This is a genomic window from Chryseobacterium daeguense DSM 19388 (assembly GCF_000430825.1).
GTDB classification, from domain to species: Bacteria; Bacteroidota; Bacteroidia; order Flavobacteriales; family Weeksellaceae; genus Chryseobacterium; species Chryseobacterium daeguense.
Window position 1 is genome coordinate 99,287 of record NZ_AUMT01000004.1, and the last position, 18,033, is coordinate 117,319.

The 18,033-nt window shown below is 35.8% G+C and carries 17 protein-coding genes and 1 tRNA gene; all 18 read right to left on the reverse strand.

All coding sequences use genetic code 11. From position 1 onward, the window contains the following. Nucleotide 1: 1 nt before the first annotated feature. Entirely contained in the window at nucleotides 2–1,027 is a 1,026-nt protein-coding gene (hisC, locus tag H560_RS0107080; RefSeq protein ID WP_027379391.1) for a histidinol-phosphate transaminase, read from the reverse strand. A gap of 4 nt (nucleotides 1,028–1,031) precedes the next feature. After that, nucleotides 1,032–2,306: a histidinol dehydrogenase gene (gene hisD / locus H560_RS0107085; RefSeq protein WP_027379392.1), complete on the reverse strand. Its 1,275-nt coding sequence runs from the start codon at nucleotides 2,304–2,306 to the stop codon at nucleotides 1,032–1,034. Between the two features lies 1 nt (nucleotide 2,307). Then, the gene (gene hisG, locus H560_RS0107090) at nucleotides 2,308–3,165 is read right to left on the reverse strand and encodes an ATP phosphoribosyltransferase (RefSeq protein ID WP_027379393.1); all 858 of its coding nucleotides are present in this window, start codon (nucleotides 3,163–3,165) and stop codon (nucleotides 2,308–2,310) included. Between the two features lie 250 nt (nucleotides 3,166–3,415). Further along, nucleotides 3,416–4,516 carry a glycosyltransferase family 4 protein gene (locus H560_RS0107095; RefSeq protein ID WP_027379394.1) on the reverse strand — a complete coding sequence of 367 codons (1,101 nt, stop codon included), beginning with the start codon at nucleotides 4,514–4,516 and terminating at the stop codon, nucleotides 3,416–3,418. Then, a complete protein-coding gene (locus H560_RS0107100; protein ID WP_027379395.1) occupies nucleotides 4,513–5,289 on the reverse strand; it encodes a polysaccharide deacetylase family protein in 777 nt (258 codons plus the stop codon). Before H560_RS0107100 ends, H560_RS0107095 begins: the two co-directional genes overlap by 4 nt. Nucleotide 5,290: 1 nt before the next feature. Then, nucleotides 5,291–6,220, reverse strand: a complete 930-nt coding sequence (locus H560_RS0107105) for a glycosyltransferase family 2 protein (RefSeq protein WP_027379396.1) — start codon at nucleotides 6,218–6,220, stop codon at nucleotides 5,291–5,293. A 5-nt stretch (nucleotides 6,221–6,225) separates the two neighbouring features. Further along, on the reverse strand, nucleotides 6,226–7,371 hold the full coding sequence (locus H560_RS0107110) for a glycosyltransferase family 87 protein (protein ID WP_034752362.1): 1,146 nt from the start codon (nucleotides 7,369–7,371) through the stop codon (nucleotides 6,226–6,228). A gap of 53 nt (nucleotides 7,372–7,424) precedes the next feature. Continuing rightward, entirely contained in the window at nucleotides 7,425–8,237 is an 813-nt protein-coding gene (locus H560_RS0107115; protein ID WP_027379398.1) for a 2,3,4,5-tetrahydropyridine-2,6-dicarboxylate N-succinyltransferase, read from the reverse strand. A gap of 148 nt (nucleotides 8,238–8,385) precedes the next feature. Beyond that, complete coding sequence (locus H560_RS0107120; RefSeq protein WP_051289209.1) at nucleotides 8,386–8,958, reverse strand: C40 family peptidase; 573 nt, start codon at nucleotides 8,956–8,958, stop codon at nucleotides 8,386–8,388. A 104-nt stretch (nucleotides 8,959–9,062) separates the two neighbouring features. Next, nucleotides 9,063–9,437: a hypothetical protein gene (locus H560_RS0107125; protein ID WP_027379400.1), complete on the reverse strand. Its 375-nt coding sequence runs from the start codon at nucleotides 9,435–9,437 to the stop codon at nucleotides 9,063–9,065. A gap of 34 nt (nucleotides 9,438–9,471) precedes the next feature. Then, nucleotides 9,472–9,545: transfer RNA gene (locus H560_RS0107130), tRNA-Ala, on the reverse strand. Between the two features lie 164 nt (nucleotides 9,546–9,709). Next, nucleotides 9,710–10,498 carry an HNH endonuclease signature motif containing protein gene (locus H560_RS21265; protein WP_051289210.1) on the reverse strand — a complete coding sequence of 263 codons (789 nt, stop codon included), beginning with the start codon at nucleotides 10,496–10,498 and terminating at the stop codon, nucleotides 9,710–9,712. Nucleotides 10,499–10,603: 105 nt separating this feature from the next. Next, complete coding sequence (locus H560_RS0107140; RefSeq protein WP_027379401.1) at nucleotides 10,604–12,019, reverse strand: efflux transporter outer membrane subunit; 1,416 nt, start codon at nucleotides 12,017–12,019, stop codon at nucleotides 10,604–10,606. A gap of 92 nt (nucleotides 12,020–12,111) precedes the next feature. Further along, nucleotides 12,112–15,255 (reverse strand): efflux RND transporter permease subunit, encoded by a 3,144-nt coding sequence (locus H560_RS0107145; RefSeq protein ID WP_027379402.1) that lies wholly within the window; start codon nucleotides 15,253–15,255, stop codon nucleotides 12,112–12,114. A gap of 1 nt (nucleotide 15,256) precedes the next feature. Next, a complete protein-coding gene (locus tag H560_RS0107150; protein WP_027379403.1) occupies nucleotides 15,257–16,441 on the reverse strand; it encodes an efflux RND transporter periplasmic adaptor subunit in 1,185 nt (394 codons plus the stop codon). 1 nt (nucleotide 16,442) lies between these two features. After that, nucleotides 16,443–16,898 carry a hypothetical protein gene (locus H560_RS0107155; RefSeq protein ID WP_027379404.1) on the reverse strand — a complete coding sequence of 152 codons (456 nt, stop codon included), beginning with the start codon at nucleotides 16,896–16,898 and terminating at the stop codon, nucleotides 16,443–16,445. Nucleotides 16,899–17,015: 117 nt separating this feature from the next. Continuing rightward, nucleotides 17,016–17,519, reverse strand: a complete 504-nt coding sequence (locus H560_RS0107160) for a GNAT family N-acetyltransferase (RefSeq protein ID WP_027379405.1) — start codon at nucleotides 17,517–17,519, stop codon at nucleotides 17,016–17,018. Between the two features lie 242 nt (nucleotides 17,520–17,761). Then, complete coding sequence (locus H560_RS0107165) at nucleotides 17,762–17,992, reverse strand: DUF2007 domain-containing protein (protein ID WP_027379406.1); 231 nt, start codon at nucleotides 17,990–17,992, stop codon at nucleotides 17,762–17,764. Nucleotides 17,993–18,033: the final 41 nt, after the last annotated feature.

Genomic DNA, 18,033 nt, shown 5'->3' on the forward strand with positions numbered 1-18,033 from the left:
ATTAAATACTTTTTAAAACCTGAATTAGTTGAATATTTTCTTCTCTATTCCCAACATTAATTCTGATGCAGTTTGGAATCTGTGGGCTTCTCTTACTTGTCAGAACATTATTTTCCAGAAGTTTTTCGTAAACTTTTTCTACATTTTCAAATTCAATTAAAAAGAAGTTAGCATCAGTTGGATATACTTTTTTAATGCAGCTGATTTCCTGAAATTCATTTTTAAGACATATTACTTCATTTAAAGTATTTTTTATATTGGATTCTATAATGTGTTGTTTATTAAATGTTTCTAATATTTTATTTAAACTTAGTGAATTAATATTGTAAGGTGCTTTTACAATATTAATAAATCTCACAATTTCCGCTGAAGAGTAAGCAATACCTACCCTTGCTCCTGCCATTCCCCATGCTTTGGAAAAAGTTTGGAGAACAATGAGATTAGGATATTTTTTCAGTAGTGAAATACAAGATTCCTTTCCTGAAAATTCTATATAAGCTTCGTCCACAACAACAATTCCCTTGAAATTTTTTATGCAAAATTCGATATCGTCTATACTATTTCCTGTTGGATTATTGGGTGAGCACAAAAAGAATATTTTTAATTGCTCGTCATTTGTTATCTTTAAAAAATCATCTTTTACAATTTCAAAATTTTCATCCAGATTTATTTTTACGATCTTATTCTCATTAATAGAAGCGTAAAAGCCGTACATTGCAAAAGATGGATTCATCATTAAAATTGAATCATTTTTAGGCTCACAGAAAGCCTTGATAATCAGATCTATCAATTCATCACTTCCGTTTCCAACCGCGATTTGATCAGGTGAAACATTTTTTATTTCTGAAAGATTTTGCTTTAATTTTTTCTGAGTAGAATCCGGATAGCGGTTCCACTCTCCAAACGGGCTCTCATTGGCATCCAGTAAAACCGGATTTTCAAATTCATTATGATCCCTGAAACTTATATACGGCTGAAGTTCCAGTATATTTTTCCGTACTAAATTATTGATATTAAACTCTTTCATTTTATTATTTTAATCGAATTGAAACGGCATTTTTGTGAGCATATAATCCTTCTGCCTCTGCCATGATTTCTATTGTTTTTCCTAAATTCTGAAGCCCTTTCTCCGATATACTTTGAAAAGTAATTTTCTTCACAAAACTGTCTAAAGAAACGCCGCTGTAATTTTTTGCAAATCCGTTTGTGGGGAGTGTGTGATTGGTTCCGCTGGCATAATCTCCCGCACTTTCACAAGAATAATTCCCTAAAAAGACTGAACCCGCATTCTGAATTTTAGGAATATAATTTTCACAGTTATTTATAGCTAAAATTAAATGCTCAGGAGCATATACATTGCTGAATTCCAAGGCTTCATCAATAGTATTTAGCAAAATAAAGTGGCTGTTTTTTAATGATTCCTTTGCCATTTCATTTCTCGGAAGTTCTTCAACCTGTTTTTCCGTTTCTTTAATAGTTTGATTAAAAATTTTCTCTTCTGTTGAAAGAAAAACAACCTGATTGTCGCTGCCATGTTCTGCCTGGGAGAGAAGATCCGCTGCACAAAATTCTGGAATAGCCTGTTCATCGGCAATTATTAGTACTTCGCTTGGTCCGGCAGGCATATCAATCGCAACGTTATATTGTTGAGCAAATTCTTTTGCTGCCACCACATACTGATTTCCCGGACCGAATATTTTATAAACATTGGGGATGGTTTCTGTTCCTAAAGTCATTGCTGCAACAGCTTGAGCGCCACCGGTTTTAAAAATTTCTGTTATCCCGCAAAGTTTCGCTGTATATAAGATTGCAGGATTTATATTCCTATCCTTATCAGGAGGCGTACATAAATTAATTACTTTACAACCAGCCAATTGTGCAGGAATAGCGAGCATTAGAACCGTAGAAAATAAAGGTGCTGTCCCTCCAGGAATATAAATTCCCACCTTTTCAATAGCTCTGTTTTCACGCCAGCAAACAACTCCTTTTGATGTTTTAACCTTTTCAGTTACAGGAATTTGCGAAGCATGGAATTTCTGGATATTATCTTTTGCCTGCTGAATTGCTTCTTTTAATTCATTACTAATCAGCAATTCTGCTTTTTCTATTTCTTCCTCAGAAACCTTAATATTTTTAACATCGGCTCCATCGAACTTTTTATTAAAATTAATTAAAGCCTGATCTCCGTTTTTTTCAACGTCTTTAAAAATATCAGCAACAGTTTGCGTGAGCTCTTCTTTTTTTAAGATGGGTCTTTTTATGAGTTCGGACCAGTTTTCTTTTGTGGGATATTTACTAATTTTCATATTAAATCACCATTTTATCGATTGGAATTATCAAAATGTCCTGTGCACCTTTATCTTTCAGTTCGTCAATGACGTCCCAGAATCTGTCTTCATCAATAACAGAGTGAATACTGCTCCAACCCTTTTCTGCCAAAGGAATCACGGTTGGACTTTTAAGAACCGGAAGAGTTTGGGATATGATATCAATCCTGTCATTCGGAACATTCATTAAAATATATTTTGAATTTTTGGCTTTTAGAACGGATTTAATTCTAAATAAAAACTTATTCAAAATCAACATTTTATCCTGATTTAATTTCGCAGTTTTTGCGAGTACTGCTTCTGATTTTAATAAAGTAACTGTTTCTCTCAGCCCATTTTTAAATAATGTGCTTCCGGAACTTACAATATCACAAATTCCATCGGCCAGGCCAATATTTGGGGCAATTTCCACAGATCCTGAAATGGTATGGATATCCGCTGAAATATTATTTTTCAGAAGAAAATTTTTAAGTGTATTGGGATAAGATGTAGCAATTTTTTTACCCTGGAAATAACTGATATCATCTGTTTCAATTTCTTTTGGAATGGCCAAAGAAACTCTGCATTTTGAGAAACCAAGAGGCTGAATTATTTCAATGTTTTTTTGCTTTTCGAATAGAAGATTTTCACCTACAATGGCAATATCCACCACTCCGTCTTCAAGATATTGAGGAATATCGGAATTTCTTAAGTACATGATTTCCATTGGAAAATTGTCTACAGAAACTTTGAGCTGATCTTTTCCGTTGTTGATGAAAATCCCACAATCTTTGAGGAGCTGAAGAGATTCTTCATAAAGCCGGCCGCTTTTTTGTATCGCTATTTTTAATTTACTCATTTTACTTTTTTTGAGTCTGAGCAAATAAAACAGTGGTTGAATTGAAAAAATTTACCGGAAAAATTTAGAAACAAAAAAACCGTCTATTTACTCAGACGGTTTTTAATTATTTTGATTTTTAACATAGTCATATATCAACAATTCCGTCTAGCAGAGATGATGATAATAATGATGTACTGTTAAAAAATTCGGTTTCATTGTTGAAATTTGTGGTACAAATGTAGGACTTATTTTTAAAACTGCAAGAATTTTATGAAATAATTCTTCTGTAAAGATTCATCAAATTGTTGGCTATAGGTTCGTCATTAAATTTCTGAACAAACTCAAAACCCTTATCAGCACGACGTTTTCTTTCTGATTCATTGTCCCAGAGAAATTTTATTTTTGATTGAATATCCAAATAATTTTCCGGATCGATGTAAACAGAATCAGGACCTCCGGCTTCCGGAAGACAACTCGTATTGCTTGTGATTGTCACTGTCTTTGAGAATAAAGCTTCAATTACCGGAATTCCAAAACCTTCAAAAAAGCTTGGATAAATGAAAATATCGGCCAATTTATAGAGTACCGCAAGCTCATCCATTGAAACGCCTTCCAAAAAGTGAACCTGTTTTTCCATTTTATTTTTCTGAATAAAATTCGCTATTTTTTGGAAATACTTTGTTTTTTTTCCGACAACCACTAAAGGAATTTCGGTGTCTTTTATAGCCTTAACAACACTGAAAAGATTTTTGCGATCTTCAATGGTTCCGACATTTAAAATAAATTTATCCGGAAGGTTAAATTTTGCCTTTGTTTCCTCGATAAATTCATCCGGCTGCTGTTCTTTAAAAGCTTTATGACAGCCCTGATAAATGACTTCAATTTTACTTTCCGGAATCTTTAAAAACTCAACAATATCTCTTTTGGTCTGTTCTGAAATTGCAATGATTTTATCTGCTGAATTAGCGGCTTTTTTAAACTTCCAGAAATGAATTTTCCGGTCGAAAAAAGAATAGTATTGAGGATATCTCACAAAAATAAGATCATGAATGGTGACTATTTTTTTAATCGGCTTTTTATCCCATTTTAAGGGTAATTCTCCTGATAATCCATGGAAAATTTCGGCATTTTGTTTCTGCGCATCCTTTCCCATTTTCAATTGCCGGGACATTCTGCCCTTTGAAGTTTCAATGAAATGAACATTGGGATTTTCTACAATATCAGCGCCTCTTTCTGATTTATTTTTATTTAATAAAATGTATTCGTTTTCAGGAAAAAATTTCGCCAGAATTCGTACAAGGTCCCTGGAATAGTTGCCCAAACCGGAAGTATTGTGAAAAAAGCGTTTTGCATCATATGCTATTTTCATGATTCAATTTGTTTTTGAAATTCCTGAAATGTACCGAATGTATAATTTTTACTCTTTAACCAGGAAACAAATTTATCAAAGCGTTCTATCATATCTTTTCCTGAATTTTTTACCGTAAAACCGGGTAATTTAAAAGCTTCATCCTTAATTTCTGCAAACTCCCACGGATGAAAATATATATTTAAATAATTGTCTTTTTTCAGAGTATCTGAAGCCAATTTTTTATAGAAAGATAACGGAAAATTATGGAAGCTCAGCCAAAACAAAGGAATTCTGAAATTGGGTGAAACCGAAGCCGGAATCTGGATTACTTTTCCCTCATTGAAATACGTTCTCGAAACTTTCAGATTATTATATCTTCCCGGAAGAAATGTAGGGTTTATAGATGAATTGTAAGAATATCCGGCGTTTTCTACGGCTTTTTTGCTTACCGGCCTCATTCTCGGCATTCGTAATCCTGTTACTTTTGTAGAAAATAATTCCTCAAGTCTTTCTTTTGATTCTTTAAGATGTTTTTCCTCAAAATCTGAGTGAAACCAAGTATGGGAGGCCAGTTCATGACCTTCATTCAATAATCTTTCGATTAAATGTTTACTGTTTTCCGCAAAAACTACGGTTGAGAAAAAAGTTGCTTTTACATTATGCTTTTTAAGAATATTTAAAATATTCTCAAGTCCTTGCTGTGAAATCGAAATCTGTTTTTCAAAAGAAATTTCACCTTTGTATTCCAATGGCATATCAAATTCCTCTATATCAAAACTTAATAATACCATTTTAAAAATTTTTGTTTTTTATAATATAATTGGGTCTTTCTTTAACCTGTTTGAAAATTTTACCTAAATAAATTCCCATGATTCCCATAATAATAAGCTGCAATCCTCCGAAAAAAACGATGGTCATAATCAAGGACGCCCAACCTGAAATTTCAGTTTCAACAACAAAGGAATAAATTACATATCCTACATATCCCACCGCAGCTAGTGCACTGAATAAAAAGCCAAGATACGCCGCAATATAAAGTGGTTTTACACTAAAGGCGGTAATTCCCGTAAAAGCAAAAGTGATCATTTTCTTAAGATTGTAGCTGCTCTGTCCGGACAGTCTTTCGTTAGCTGTAAAATCAATTCCTGTTTGCCTGAAGCCCATCCAGCTCGTTAAACCACGAAGAAATAAATCGTCTTCATTAAATTTTCTCATCACTTCCACGGCATTCGCATCCATCAGCCTGAAATCTGAACCTCCTCCTTTCGTAAGATCCACATCCGACATATTTGACAGGATTTTATAGAAAAAATCAGAGGTTTTTCGTTTAAACAAAGAAATTTCTTTAGGGTAAGTTCTTACGGTAAATACAATATCATAGCCTTCTTCCCATTTCTTAATCATTTGAGGGATAAGTTCGGGCGGATGCTGAAGATCGCCGTCCATTGAAATGACCGCGTTTCCGTTGGCATTATCCATTCCTGCTTTTACCGCGGGCTGGTGTCCGAAATTCCTTGAAAATTCTATGAATTTTACTTCCTCATATTGTTGGGAAAGCTCTTCCAGTTTTTGCTGTGTATTGTCACGGCTGCCATCATTTACAAATATAATTTCAAAATCATAATTGATTAATCCATCAAAAACTTCTTTGATTTTCTGATGAATCATCGCAACATTTCCTTCTTCGTTATATGCGGGAATTACAATTGAAATTTTTTTCATATTTATTAATCCAGGCTGTAATTTTTCTCAAAATCTTTGGTTAAAAGCTCATACGTTACCCTCAACCATATCACAATGCAAGGTACAGCTTTTAAAGAATATTTGATAATATAATGCTCTTTTACAAATTTCGGGAATAAATCCGAGGTTGAAAAACATGTAAAAATAATAACAAAAACCAACAGTCCTATGATAAGCGGAGTTCTTTCTTTCTGAAGGAAAAACCAGATTAAAACTCCCACCACTGCAATGATGTATGTAGGAGATTCTGAACTTGAGCTGAACAAAACTAAAAAAAGTAATGTGGAAGCCAGAATCATCAGCTGGAAGGCATAATTTTTATATTGTTTAATTCTGATATAAGGTGCAGCAAAAAGGGGTAATCCGAATGCTAGAAACACAAGATTTGAGATAGAGGCATCCCCTAAAATTCTTCTGAAAAAGCCCATTAATGAGATATCCTGCATATTCCCCAACACCTGATTTTCATTATTTTTTTCAACAATAGAATTAAACCAGTCTGAGTAACACTGGAACACAAATTTCGGGCTGGAATAGGCCATCGGAAGAACAAAAAATAATACAGCAATGAGTAATCCTAACAGAATAAATTTCGTTTTGTTTTTAATGAAGAAAAACTGGGTAAGCCCTACAATACCATAGATTTTTACGTAAACTCCAATTAAAATAGCCGTTACGGATTTTACTTCCTTTCTTTCGTAAATGTAAACTGCTGACAGTAATAAAAGTCCCGTCAATGCTACATTAAACTGAAGGCTTAAAGCCGCCGTAATATATTCCTGAAGGCAAAGCAGCCCAAAAAGCGCTTTTTTTGAATCAGAAAACGGAAGCTTATAAATACCGTAAACCAAGATAAAGGTATTGGCTACATTCCATAGGGAAATTCCCAGCCAGTCGGGCATTAAAGCAAATGGAGCAATTAATGCGCTGAAAAAAACTCCGTAATGATTTAAGTCAAAAAAGAGATCCGGATAGTGTACAAATAAATTTTTCTGATTAATGGTATTAAAAAATACACTCTTGAAGATCAGGTAATTATTAATTGCGTAATCACCTCTGAAATATTTGGAAAGTGCCGTAACAATGGATATAATAAGATAAACCCCAAATATATATTTAGGGTTTAGCATTATTTTAAGAAATTTTTCTTTCAAAATCGTGTGGTATTAGTTTAAAATTAATCTTAAACAGCTACATTATTTTCTCTCAATGCGTCATTCAATGATGTCTTTTTATCTGTAGATTCCTTTCTCTGACCGATGATCAAAGCACATGGAACCTGATATTCCCCTGCAGGATATTGTTTTGTATAGCTTCCGGGAATTACTACTGAACGCGCAGGAACTCTTCCTTTAATTTCAATAGGTTCAGGACCTGTAACATCAATGATTTTTGTAGAAGCCGTCAACACAACATTTGCTCCCAAAACTGCTTCTTTTTCTACATGAACTCCTTCTACCACAATACATCTAGAACCGATGAAACAGTCATCCTCAATGATTACCGGTGCAGCCTGAAGCGGTTCCAAAACACCACCGATTCCTACACCACCACTCAAGTGAACATTTTTACCGATCTGGGCGCAGCTTCCAACCGTAGCCCATGTATCCACCATTGTTCCTGAATCTACATAAGCCCCGATATTTACGTAAGATGGCATCATAATGACACCTGAAGCCACGAAAGAACCTTCTCTGGCGATTGCATGCGGTACAACTCTCACTCCTTTTTCAGCATAATTTCTCTTCAAAGGAATTTTATCATGAAATTCAAAGGGACCTACCTCGATAGTTTCCATTTTCTGAATCGGGAAATACATTACTACAGCTTTTTTCACCCACTCATTTACCTGCCATCCGTTTTCCGTAGGCTCTGCAACACGAAGTTCACCGGAATCCAATAAAGAAACAACTTCTCTTATGGCCTTCTGGCTGTCTTCGTTCTGCAAAAGCTCTCTATTATCCCAAATGTTTTCAATTGTTTGTTGTAACGACATGTTTCTAGTTTAAAATTATTCGCGCCAAAGATACAAAAGTTTTAGGTTAAGGTTTAGGTTAAGGCTGATTTTTTAAGTTGGAAAATAAATTAAGTTTTTACAATTATAGCAGGCTGTTAGTCAGTTTGAATGGGAATAAACGACCTGTTTACAAAACCCTTTGAGCATGCAAATAGGCTTTATTCCAGTATTTTTCGTTTAAAGAAGAAATGATAACACCTTTTGAAGTAGATGCATGGATGAATTTCACTTCACCATCGCTGCCGATGTCATGTACAATTCCTACGTGAGAAACACGGCTTCCTCCTGCTGTAGCAAAGAAAAGCAGATCACCCGGCTTTACATCTTTAATATCGATCTTTTTTCCGGCTTCCGCCTGGTCTGAAGATCTTCTCGGAAGCTTAAAATCATTCTCTTCAAAGACTTTTACGGTGAATCCTGAACAATCGAAGCCGTCTGATGAGTTTCCCCCGAACTTGTATGGCGCGCCAATGTATTTTTCAGCGTCTTTAAGGATATCATTAATTGATTTTGAAACACTTCCATCGAATTTTGAATCAAGCTTGCGAAGGTTTTCGGATTTTGCTACAGATTTATTGCCTGTATTTTTTTTTGATACCACTTTTTTTGAACTTCCGCAGGAAACTATGAGTAAAGAAACAATAAACAAAATAAATAAATGATTTACCTTACCACTCTTTCTTAATAATTCTGCTGTCATATTCTGTCCGATTTAAAATACAAATATAAAATTAAACTTTAAATTTTGCATTAAAAAAAGCCATCCGCAGAGGACAGCTTTAATATTATTGATGTAAAATCTTATTATTTTGAGGTTTTTTCACCTTTCCATGTTCCGGTTCTTTCCGGTGTGGGAACAGAATTTCTCCAGTTTCCGTTTCCTTTTTTATCTCTCATTAATGTACCTCTGAACTCTCCGTCTGCAGGTGAACCAATGGAAGCTGTAAGCTCTCCTGATTCAGTAAGTTTTCCTGAAATGTAATAATTTTCAGTAGTCTGGTCAGAATGCAGAGTTCCCGTTACTTTTCCGTCGCTTGCAACAACAATATTCCACTCCCCTTTGTCAGTTCCTTCGTAAGTTCCTGCCCAGGTTCCGATGAAATCATAGATTGTATCCTCATCTTTGCTACAGCCGATAAATAAGAAAGACATTAATAAAAGTAAAAAATATTTTTTCATAGTTTTATAAGTAGTTTATTCTCATAATGTTATGTGGAGAATACGGGGATCGAACCCGTCACCTTTAGACTGCCAGTCTAACGCTCTAGCCAGATGAGCTAATTCCCCTGTTTTTGCTTTTTATTTCCAAAGCCGTACAAAAGTAAGTATTTAAACCACATATACAAACATTTTATTAAATTTTATTTAAGAAAAGTTGTAATTTGCTATATAAATAATTGTTTTAAAAAGTTAGTATTTATTGGGTAATAATAATATTAAGGGGTTTTAAACTAATCTTTAGCCACTTGCAAAAAGAATCCACCATTAAAATCTTTGAATTCATAATCTAAAACAATACCAATTTGACTGTTAAAAGTACAGTTATTAAAGCCCATATCAATTCCTTTCCCATTATATGCTAAGCCTTTTTTATCACTTAATTCAAAAAACTTACCCTTACAAAAAATTCTGCCACGTTTAAAATTAATATTGTTTGGTGGTAAAAATTCAATTTCAATGAATATACTTTTCTTTTTTTCTCTAATTATTAATTTTTTACCAAAATATTCAAAATCCCAAACCCCAATACTGGTTTTTAATTGGTTATTTTCTATTAAAAAAATAATATCATCATTTCTATCTCTCAATTTTACATTCAATAATAATTCGTTATTTTCTAATCTGAAATGTATGGGAATTTTTTCGAAAATAACCAGAGGAATAAGTATACTAGTATTTCCAGAGTCCTTAGTGTAAAATTTATTACCCCCCATGATAATAGTAGCTTCATTTCCGTAATAGAATAAATTGTTTTGGCCTGTTTTATTTTCTCTTAGATTAAACGGATTTTTATTATTTTTAATTACTAATTCTTTAGGCAATCTGCCAGCAGTTTTCTCTCTATGATGTTCTGGACATAGTAATGTTAAATTTTCTTCTGCATGTTCTTTAACGATATTATATTCTTCGATATGGTCATAGTCTATAACTGGATTTCCGCAAAGTACGCATCCAAATCCACATCTTTGGCGCACAATTCTTTTTATATTTTCCGATATTGCTGGTCTTTTGTTCTCCATGTTATTAGTTTTTTTTAGTGTATTCAATATTTTAAGAATAAATAAAATTAGAAAAAAAACGCATACAAAAACAGTATGCGTTTCATTAAAACTTTATATATAAATTTACTTCCAACCGCCTCCAAGTGCCTGATAAAGCTCTACAGCAGCTCTCATCTTGCTGTATTGGGCATTGGCTATGTTTAGTTCTGCATTTAAAGAGTTTACACTGGCGTTCAATACTTCAAGGTAATTCGCCATACCGTAGTTTACTAATTCCTGAGAGTAGTCAACAGATCTTTTATAAGAATCTAATTCTTTTTGCTTAAGATCAATATAAGAATCCTGAACGGAGAAAACCCTGATGGCATCAGAAACTTCTTTTCCGGCTGTAAGAACAGCTTTTCTGAAATTAAGATAAGCGGTTTCCTGATTGGCAAGACTTACTTCATAATTGGTTTTGATGGTTCGTCTGTTCAAAATAGGTTGAGCCAAACCTCCTACTACATTCGCAAATAATGAATTAACACTAAATAAATGATCAATATCCACCGACTGTATCCCGCCGCTTCCAGTAAGTCTCAACGTCGGGTAAAACTGTGCTTTTGCAGAGTTAGTCAGTTCAAATGCGTTCATCAGGTTGTATTCCGCCTGCATTACATCCGGTCTGTTGGCAAGCAATTGAGCCGGATAGCCTAATTTCAGGTCCATCGGAATATTCTGGTTTTGAAGTGTGGATCTTTCAATAGAATGGGAAGGTTCTCCCATCAATAAGCTCATTGTGTTTTCTAAAAGCTGGGTCTGGGTATCAATATCTATCAGTAAAGATTTTGCATTATAAACCAGAGCCTCACTCTGCTGGACAGCAACTTCCGTTAATGTTCCCGCAGTTTTCAAAGCTTTTGTAGTTTCAAGGTTCCTTTCCCGGACAGCAATGGTTTCAGTGATGATTTTCTTTTGGGCATCGTATGTCAGCAATTGATAATACGCAGAAGCCACGGAAGCCACAAGATCACTTTTCACGGCCTTATGAGCCGCAACGGTACCTAAATAAGATGCCAGCTGAGCTTTTTCCTGAGATTTCAGTTTTCCCCAAAGATCAGCTTCCCAGCCGATGCTTGCGGTAATATCAAACTGGTTTACATATCTTCTTTCCCCGATAATCTGCCCAAACTGTGTGTTGATGGACTGTGTCTGGAATGTATAGTTAGGCCCAACAGATAAGGTCGGCTGATACGCAGATTTACTTTGCTTTAAATAAGCCTCTGCCGAAGTGATGCTCTGCAAAGCCATTCTGATATCCAGATTGTTTTCCAACGCTTTTGAAATATGCCCCTGAAGGATAGGATCAGTAAAGATCTCCTTCCAGGAAACCGTGCCTATGTTCGTACTGTCTGCAGGAAGCATATCGGTACGGAATAGTTTTTCGTCCACTACATTATCCGGTCTCTGATATTCTTTTCTTACCATACAAGATGATACGGCAGCAAGAATGGTGACCGAAAATGTGATTCCTTTTATGATGTTTAAAATACTCTTCATGTTAAAAATAGAAGTTAGAAATTAGATGTTAGAAGTTAGAGATCAGATTTAGAATAATTTCTAATATCTAACCTCTAACTTCTCTAATTAATTTATTCTGCTAAATTGATTTCTTCTTTTTTGATTGGCTTTATTTTCTCCTGTAAATATTCGAAAATAACATACAATACCGGGATTACAAAAAGCCCTAATATAGTACCTATCAATAGCCCGATGGCTGCTCCTGTTGCGATAGACCTGTTGCCCACTGCACCGATTCCGCTTGCTAAAACCAACGGTAGTAAACCGAAAATAAAGGCAAATGAGGTCATAAGGATCGGTCTTAGTCTCGCTTTTGCAGCATTGATGGCAGACATGACAATGGTTTCACCGTGGTGTCTCCTCTGAACAGCAAATTCTACAATCAAAATGGCATTCTTCGCTAATAGTCCTACCAACATGATCAGGGCAATCTGGAAATAAATATTATTTTCCAAGCCCATGATTTTCTGCCCGAAATAAGCTCCCATTACCCCAAGAGGAAGGGAAATTACCACCGTTAAAGGAAGGATATAACTTTCATACTGCGCGGCAAGGATAAAGTAAACGAAGATTAAACTCAAAGCAAAAATCAATGCTGTCTGGGAACCTGAAGACAATTCTTCTCTGGAAAGCCCTGTAAATTCCACATCATAGTTTTTATCCAAAGTTTCGCTTGCTACCTGCTGTACTGCCCCGATAGCGTCTCCGGTACTGTACCCGGCAGAATTTGCACCGGTAATTTTCACCGAGCTGAAAAGGTTGTAACGCCCAACTGACTGAGGTCCGTACGTTTTCGTCAGAGTCACGAACTGTGAAATCGGAGACATGGTTCCGGAATTGGTTCGAACATATAATTCGTTCAGGTTGTTTGCATCTTTTCTGTTTTCCGGCAAAGCCTGGATCATCACACGGAACTGCTTACCGTATTTTGTAAAGTCGGCACCATAAATACCCCCGATATAGCCCTGCATAGTTTCCAGAATACTGTTCACGGAAACACCCATCTGCTTGGCAAGAGGAACATTGATTTCCATCTGGTACTGAGGATATTTTGTGTTAAATGAAGTCTGGGCAAATTCTATTTCAGGCCTTTTCATCAGGTTCCCGATGAATTCTCCTGTTTTTGCATCCAGGTTTGCAAAATCACCTCCTGACTTATCCAGCAATACCATCTCAAAACCCGCACTGTTACCAAAACCAGGCACACTCGGCGGCTGGAAGAATACTACTTTAGCATCCGGAACTTTTCCTGAAAGCCCGAAAAGCTGTTTGGTAATATTTTCTGAGCTTAAATCTCCTTTTCTTTCGTCAAAAGGTTTTAGTTTAATAAAAGCCAATCCATTATTGCTCCCGTTACCGGAAAGTAATCCACGGCCGGTAGATATTGTTACGTTCTGAATTCCCGGAATTTTAAGAGCTTCTTTCTGAATGGTCTTAAGCACATTGTAGGTTCTTTCCATGGAAGCACCCGGAGGAAGCTGTACATCTGTAAAGATAATTCCCCTGTCTTCCGTAGGTACGAAACCTTTTTTCATTGTGGAACTGGCCCAGTATAAAATACCGGCTGTAACAACAAAAATAACCAGTGTAACCCATTTATGTCTTAATAAAAACACAAACCCTCTTCCGTAACGTTCCGTAGTTGTTCTGAAAGCAATATTAAACTTATAGAAAAACTTCTGAAGGAAATTCAGGTTTTTGTATTCTTTGTGATGCTCGTCGTGAGGCTTTAAAAATAATGAACAAAGAACCGGACTTAACGTCAATGCATTTATCGCAGAAATAAAAATGGCTACAATTAAAGTAATACCAAACTGCTGATAGAAAACCCCTGTAGGCCCTGTAATGAAGGTTACCGGGATAAATACAGACGCCATTACCAGGGTAATTGAGATAATAGCTCCTGTAATTTCGTCCATGGCTTCCACGGTTGCTTTCTTGGCATCGGAAATACCGTTTTCCATTTTGGCGTGAACGGCTTCCACGACGACAATAGCGTCATCCACCACAATACCGATCGCAAGTACTAATGCAAATAAGGTTAATAAGTTTAATGAATATCCGAATAAATTCAGGAAGAAAAATGCACCTATAATAGATACCGGAACCGCAATCGCCGGGATCAGGGTAGATCTTAAATCCTGTAAAAATATATAAACCACTATGAATACAAGGATAAACGCTTCAATCAAAGTATGAATTACTTTTTCAATGGACGCATCCAAAAACTCGTTGGTATCGAAGTTAAAAGTATATTTAACGCCTTCAGGATAGCTGCTTTCATTTGCTTTAAGCTGAGCTTTAATATTTTCGATGATTTCCTGGGCATTGGATCCCGGAGTTTGGAAAATACCCATACTGATAGACGGGTTGTCTCCGTTTTCACCTACTCCCGAGTAAGATAAACCGCCTAATTCTACTTTAGCAACATCTTTCAACATTAAATTCTGCCCATCTGGTAAAGCTTTAACGATAATATTGTCATACTGCTCCTTATCACTGAATTTTCCGACATATTTAATGATATATTCGAAGGAACTTCCGCTGTTTTGGCCTAAAGAACCAGCCGCGGCTTCTCTACTCTGCTCGTTGATGGCTGTAGTAACATCTGTAGGCGTAATTCCATAGGCTGCTAACTTGGCAGGGTCTAGCCAGATTCTCATGGAATAGTTCTTTCCTCCAAAAACATTGGCTTCACCTACCCCGTTAATCCTTTGTAAATCAGGAATAACGTTGATATTTAAAAAGTTTTGAAGATAAACATCATCAATATTTTTATTTTCAGAATAGAAAGAAAGGTACATCAGGGCGCTGGTCTGCTGTTTTTGCGTAACAACCCCCGAACGTGTTACTTCACTCGGCAAGAGCGGGCTTGCTCTGGAAACACGGTTCTGAACGTTTACTGCTGCAATATCCGGATCTATTCCTTGTTTAAAGAATACCTGGATCTGCGCCGAACCGTCATTTCCGGCCGTAGAAGTGATGTAATCCATACCTTCCACCCCGTTGATCTGCTCTTCCAATGGTACTACTACACTTTTCATTACGGTTTCTGCATTCGCTCCTGTGTAGTTGGCTCTTACACTCACGGTGGGCGGTGCAATGTCCGGATACTGGGTAACCGGAAGCGAGATCAGTCCTAACACACCGAGAATCACAATCAAAATTGAGATTACGGTAGATAAAACCGGTCTGTTTATAAAATTTTTAATCATTTTAGAATTTCGGTTTTATAGATTGAACAAGACTATCCATTTTCACAGGCTTTTTAATAACTGCAGTTCCCGGCTTTATGCTTCCTACTCCGGCAGCAATAATGGTTTCACCTTTGTTAACACCGGATTTTATTAATGCCATATTGTCGATTCTGTCTATTACATCTACCACCACATTTTTTGCAGTGTCTTTTTCAACTTTATAAACATAAACAATACCCTGCTGTTCATACGTAGCACTTTCCGGAACTACAAGAACATTGTCGTAAGCCTGCGGGAATCTTATGGATCCGCTGTTTCCGTTGCTTAATAGCTTTTGGGCATTGGTGAAAGATACCCTGAACTGGATGGTTCCTGTAGTAGGGTCAATCTGCCCGGTAATGGCTTCAATTCTTCCTTTTTCCGGATAAAGGCTTCCGTTTGCAAGCTGTAATTCTACCATTGGAAGGTTTTTAATTTTTTCCGGCATGGAAGCACCCGGAGATTTTTCAAGGAAATCAAAATATTCTTTTTCGTTCATTGAAAAGTAAGCGTAGATCTGTGAAGTATCAGAAATTGTAGTTAAAGGCATTTGATCTGTTGGCCCAACCAAGCTACCTACTTTTAAAGGAAGTTTTCCGATAACTCCGGAAATAGGTGCGCGAATAATGGAATATTCAATGTTAGCCTCTACCCCTTTATAATTGGCTACTGCCTGGCTTTTAGCCGCTCTCGCCTGCTGCAGCTGTGCCTGAGCCTGGGCCAAATTTGCCTGAGCGGTCTGCAGCTGTACATTACTGATAATATTTTTCTGAACCAGCGGTTTCAGCTTATTAACTTCCACATTTGCTGCGTTTACAGCAGCCTGAGCAGCAGCAATATTAGATTCTGCAGCACCGATTCCTGCTTTGGAAGCGGCAGCATTTTCGTTCAGTATATTGGTTTCCAGACGGAATAAAGGCTGTCCTTTTGTAACGTACTGCCCTTCATCCACTAAAACCTGAGTGATGTATCCCTGTATTTTAGCACGAACATCATTATTCACCTTCCCCTGTATTGTGGCAGGAAATGTCTGATAGCCGACTACATTTTTAGACTCCACATTTACAACAGGGTACGGTTTCGGGCCGTCCTGCTTTGGAGCTTCTTTTTTGCAGGCCACTAAAGAAAGGGCAGCAATAGAAAGTATAACTAGCTTATTATTCATTTTAAAGTTTATTAAGAGATTCCTGAATATTTATTATGTTTTTATTTAGAAGCGCTTTGTATGCTTCCATTCTTTCGTTATGTACATGATCATGATTTTTTTTAAACCGGTCTAAGTCATCCAGTAGTTTTAACTCGTCTTGCATCTTTTGAACTATTTTTTCAAATCTTATTCTCTTATATTCGTCATTGGTGAAAAAATATCTTTTCCGCTCATCCATTTTATTATGATCTACAATCAACTGTGCATTAATCAATAAAGAAATACTTGTAGAAACAGAGCTTTTGCTTGCAGAAAGTACTTCTACAAACTCGTCAAAAGTAATACCCACTTTTTCGTAATCAAAAAGAAGATAGGCGTAGATCTTTGAAGCTAATGGCGGTAAGCTGAAAACGGTACCATAGAATTTTACGGCGTCCTGGAAAATCTTTTCATCAATTTCTATACTCTTATGCATTGTATATAAATTTGAAGCAAAAGTAAAAATTAGTTCAGAACTAAACGAACAAAGTCAATAGAGTTTATAAATTCATAATGTTTTAAAAATTCAATGATTATTGATTTAACCTTTTGCTTAAATTATAATCTTCTCAAAAGCCTTTCTCATTCCTCCGGCCAGAAAAACTTCTCCACAGTAGCTGTATCCTTTACTTTCAAGGATTTTAAGCATTGGGATATTATCAAAATTAGTATCTACCTTAATACTTTGAATACCATGCGATCTGGTGAAATCTTCTATATGATCAAATAATATTTTTACCATTCCCCGGCCGGCAAATTTTTCGTCAACTGCTACCCTGTGCACAACAACAAATTCTCCCGTGCTCAGCCAGGCGCCTTCGATATTGCTGTAAGCGGGCTCATCATTAAGGATCAAAGCTGTATAAACAGCAATTTCGCCATCCACTGTCATTACATATCCGAATCCTTTTGCAATGTCGCTTTCCACGGTATCCAGATTGGGATAACCCTGCTGCCATTGCGTGCTTCCGTCTTTTCTTCTTCTTTCAATGGCTTGCTGTAAAATGTTCCAGATAATATCTCTGTCTTCAATCTCTGCTTTTCTTAGTTTGATCATTTTATAAAAATTAAGGAATTAAGAGATTGAGAGATTTAGAAAATTAGTTTCGTTTAAATCATATTTGAATTAAATTCAATATGGTATTTAAAATAATTGATGCATATTATACACTCAAATAATATCTTAATTTTTAAATCTCTCAATCTCTTAATTAGTTTGAAATAGTAATCAAAAAACCGAAAACTAATAAAAATTAATTTTCGGTTCGAAGTAGTAAAATTTAAAATTATGAAATTGTTTTATTGATTTTCACTTTGTTGAAGATAAGCGTCAATAATTTCAAATGCTTTCTTCTCGTCTTCCAAATCTACCATTACTTTCAACGAAGTTGCCGTGGGCGTTGTTGTAAATGTAAGGTAATTGTTTTCAACACTGCTTGTAATCTGTGCTTCGTCCAATTTTGACTTGATTAATTGAATTTCTGATGGTTTGTCACTTTCAAAAACTGATACTCTTGTACTTCTTTCCATATTCTGTCCCGTTTGAGTATCTAAATATATAACGTTTTTTT

Excerpts from the sequence above, each read along its gene's own strand:
- H560_RS0107165 (WP_027379406.1), bottom strand. The coding sequence starts at position 17,992 with ATGGAAAGAAGTACAAGAGTATCAGTTTTTGAAAGTGACAAACCATCA.
- hisC (WP_027379391.1), bottom strand. The coding sequence starts at position 1,027 with ATGAAAGAGTTTAATATCAATAATTTAGTACGGAAAAATATACTGGAA.
- H560_RS0107140 (WP_027379401.1), bottom strand. The coding sequence starts at position 12,019 with ATGAAGAGTATTTTAAACATCATAAAAGGAATCACATTTTCGGTCACC.
- H560_RS0107125 (WP_027379400.1), bottom strand. The coding sequence starts at position 9,437 with ATGAAAAAATATTTTTTACTTTTATTAATGTCTTTCTTATTTATCGGC.
- H560_RS0107145 (WP_027379402.1), bottom strand. The coding sequence starts at position 15,255 with ATGATTAAAAATTTTATAAACAGACCGGTTTTATCTACCGTAATCTCA.
- H560_RS0107110 (WP_034752362.1), bottom strand. The coding sequence starts at position 7,371 with ATGCTAAACCCTAAATATATATTTGGGGTTTATCTTATTATATCCATT.
- H560_RS0107105 (WP_027379396.1), bottom strand. The coding sequence starts at position 6,220 with ATGAAAAAAATTTCAATTGTAATTCCCGCATATAACGAAGAAGGAAAT.
- H560_RS21265 (WP_051289210.1), bottom strand. The coding sequence starts at position 10,498 with ATGGAGAACAAAAGACCAGCAATATCGGAAAATATAAAAAGAATTGTG.
- H560_RS0107115 (WP_027379398.1), bottom strand. The coding sequence starts at position 8,237 with ATGTCGTTACAACAAACAATTGAAAACATTTGGGATAATAGAGAGCTT.
- H560_RS0107155 (WP_027379404.1), bottom strand. The coding sequence starts at position 16,898 with ATGCATAAGAGTATAGAAATTGATGAAAAGATTTTCCAGGACGCCGTA.
- H560_RS0107150 (WP_027379403.1), bottom strand. The coding sequence starts at position 16,441 with ATGAATAATAAGCTAGTTATACTTTCTATTGCTGCCCTTTCTTTAGTG.
- hisG (WP_027379393.1), bottom strand. The coding sequence starts at position 3,165 with ATGAGTAAATTAAAAATAGCGATACAAAAAAGCGGCCGGCTTTATGAA.
- H560_RS0107120 (WP_051289209.1), bottom strand. The coding sequence starts at position 8,958 with ATGACAGCAGAATTATTAAGAAAGAGTGGTAAGGTAAATCATTTATTT.
- H560_RS0107100 (WP_027379395.1), bottom strand. The coding sequence starts at position 5,289 with ATGGTATTATTAAGTTTTGATATAGAGGAATTTGATATGCCATTGGAA.
- H560_RS0107160 (WP_027379405.1), bottom strand. The coding sequence starts at position 17,519 with ATGATCAAACTAAGAAAAGCAGAGATTGAAGACAGAGATATTATCTGG.
- H560_RS0107095 (WP_027379394.1), bottom strand. The coding sequence starts at position 4,516 with ATGAAAATAGCATATGATGCAAAACGCTTTTTTCACAATACTTCCGGT.
- hisD (WP_027379392.1), bottom strand. The coding sequence starts at position 2,306 with ATGAAAATTAGTAAATATCCCACAAAAGAAAACTGGTCCGAACTCATA.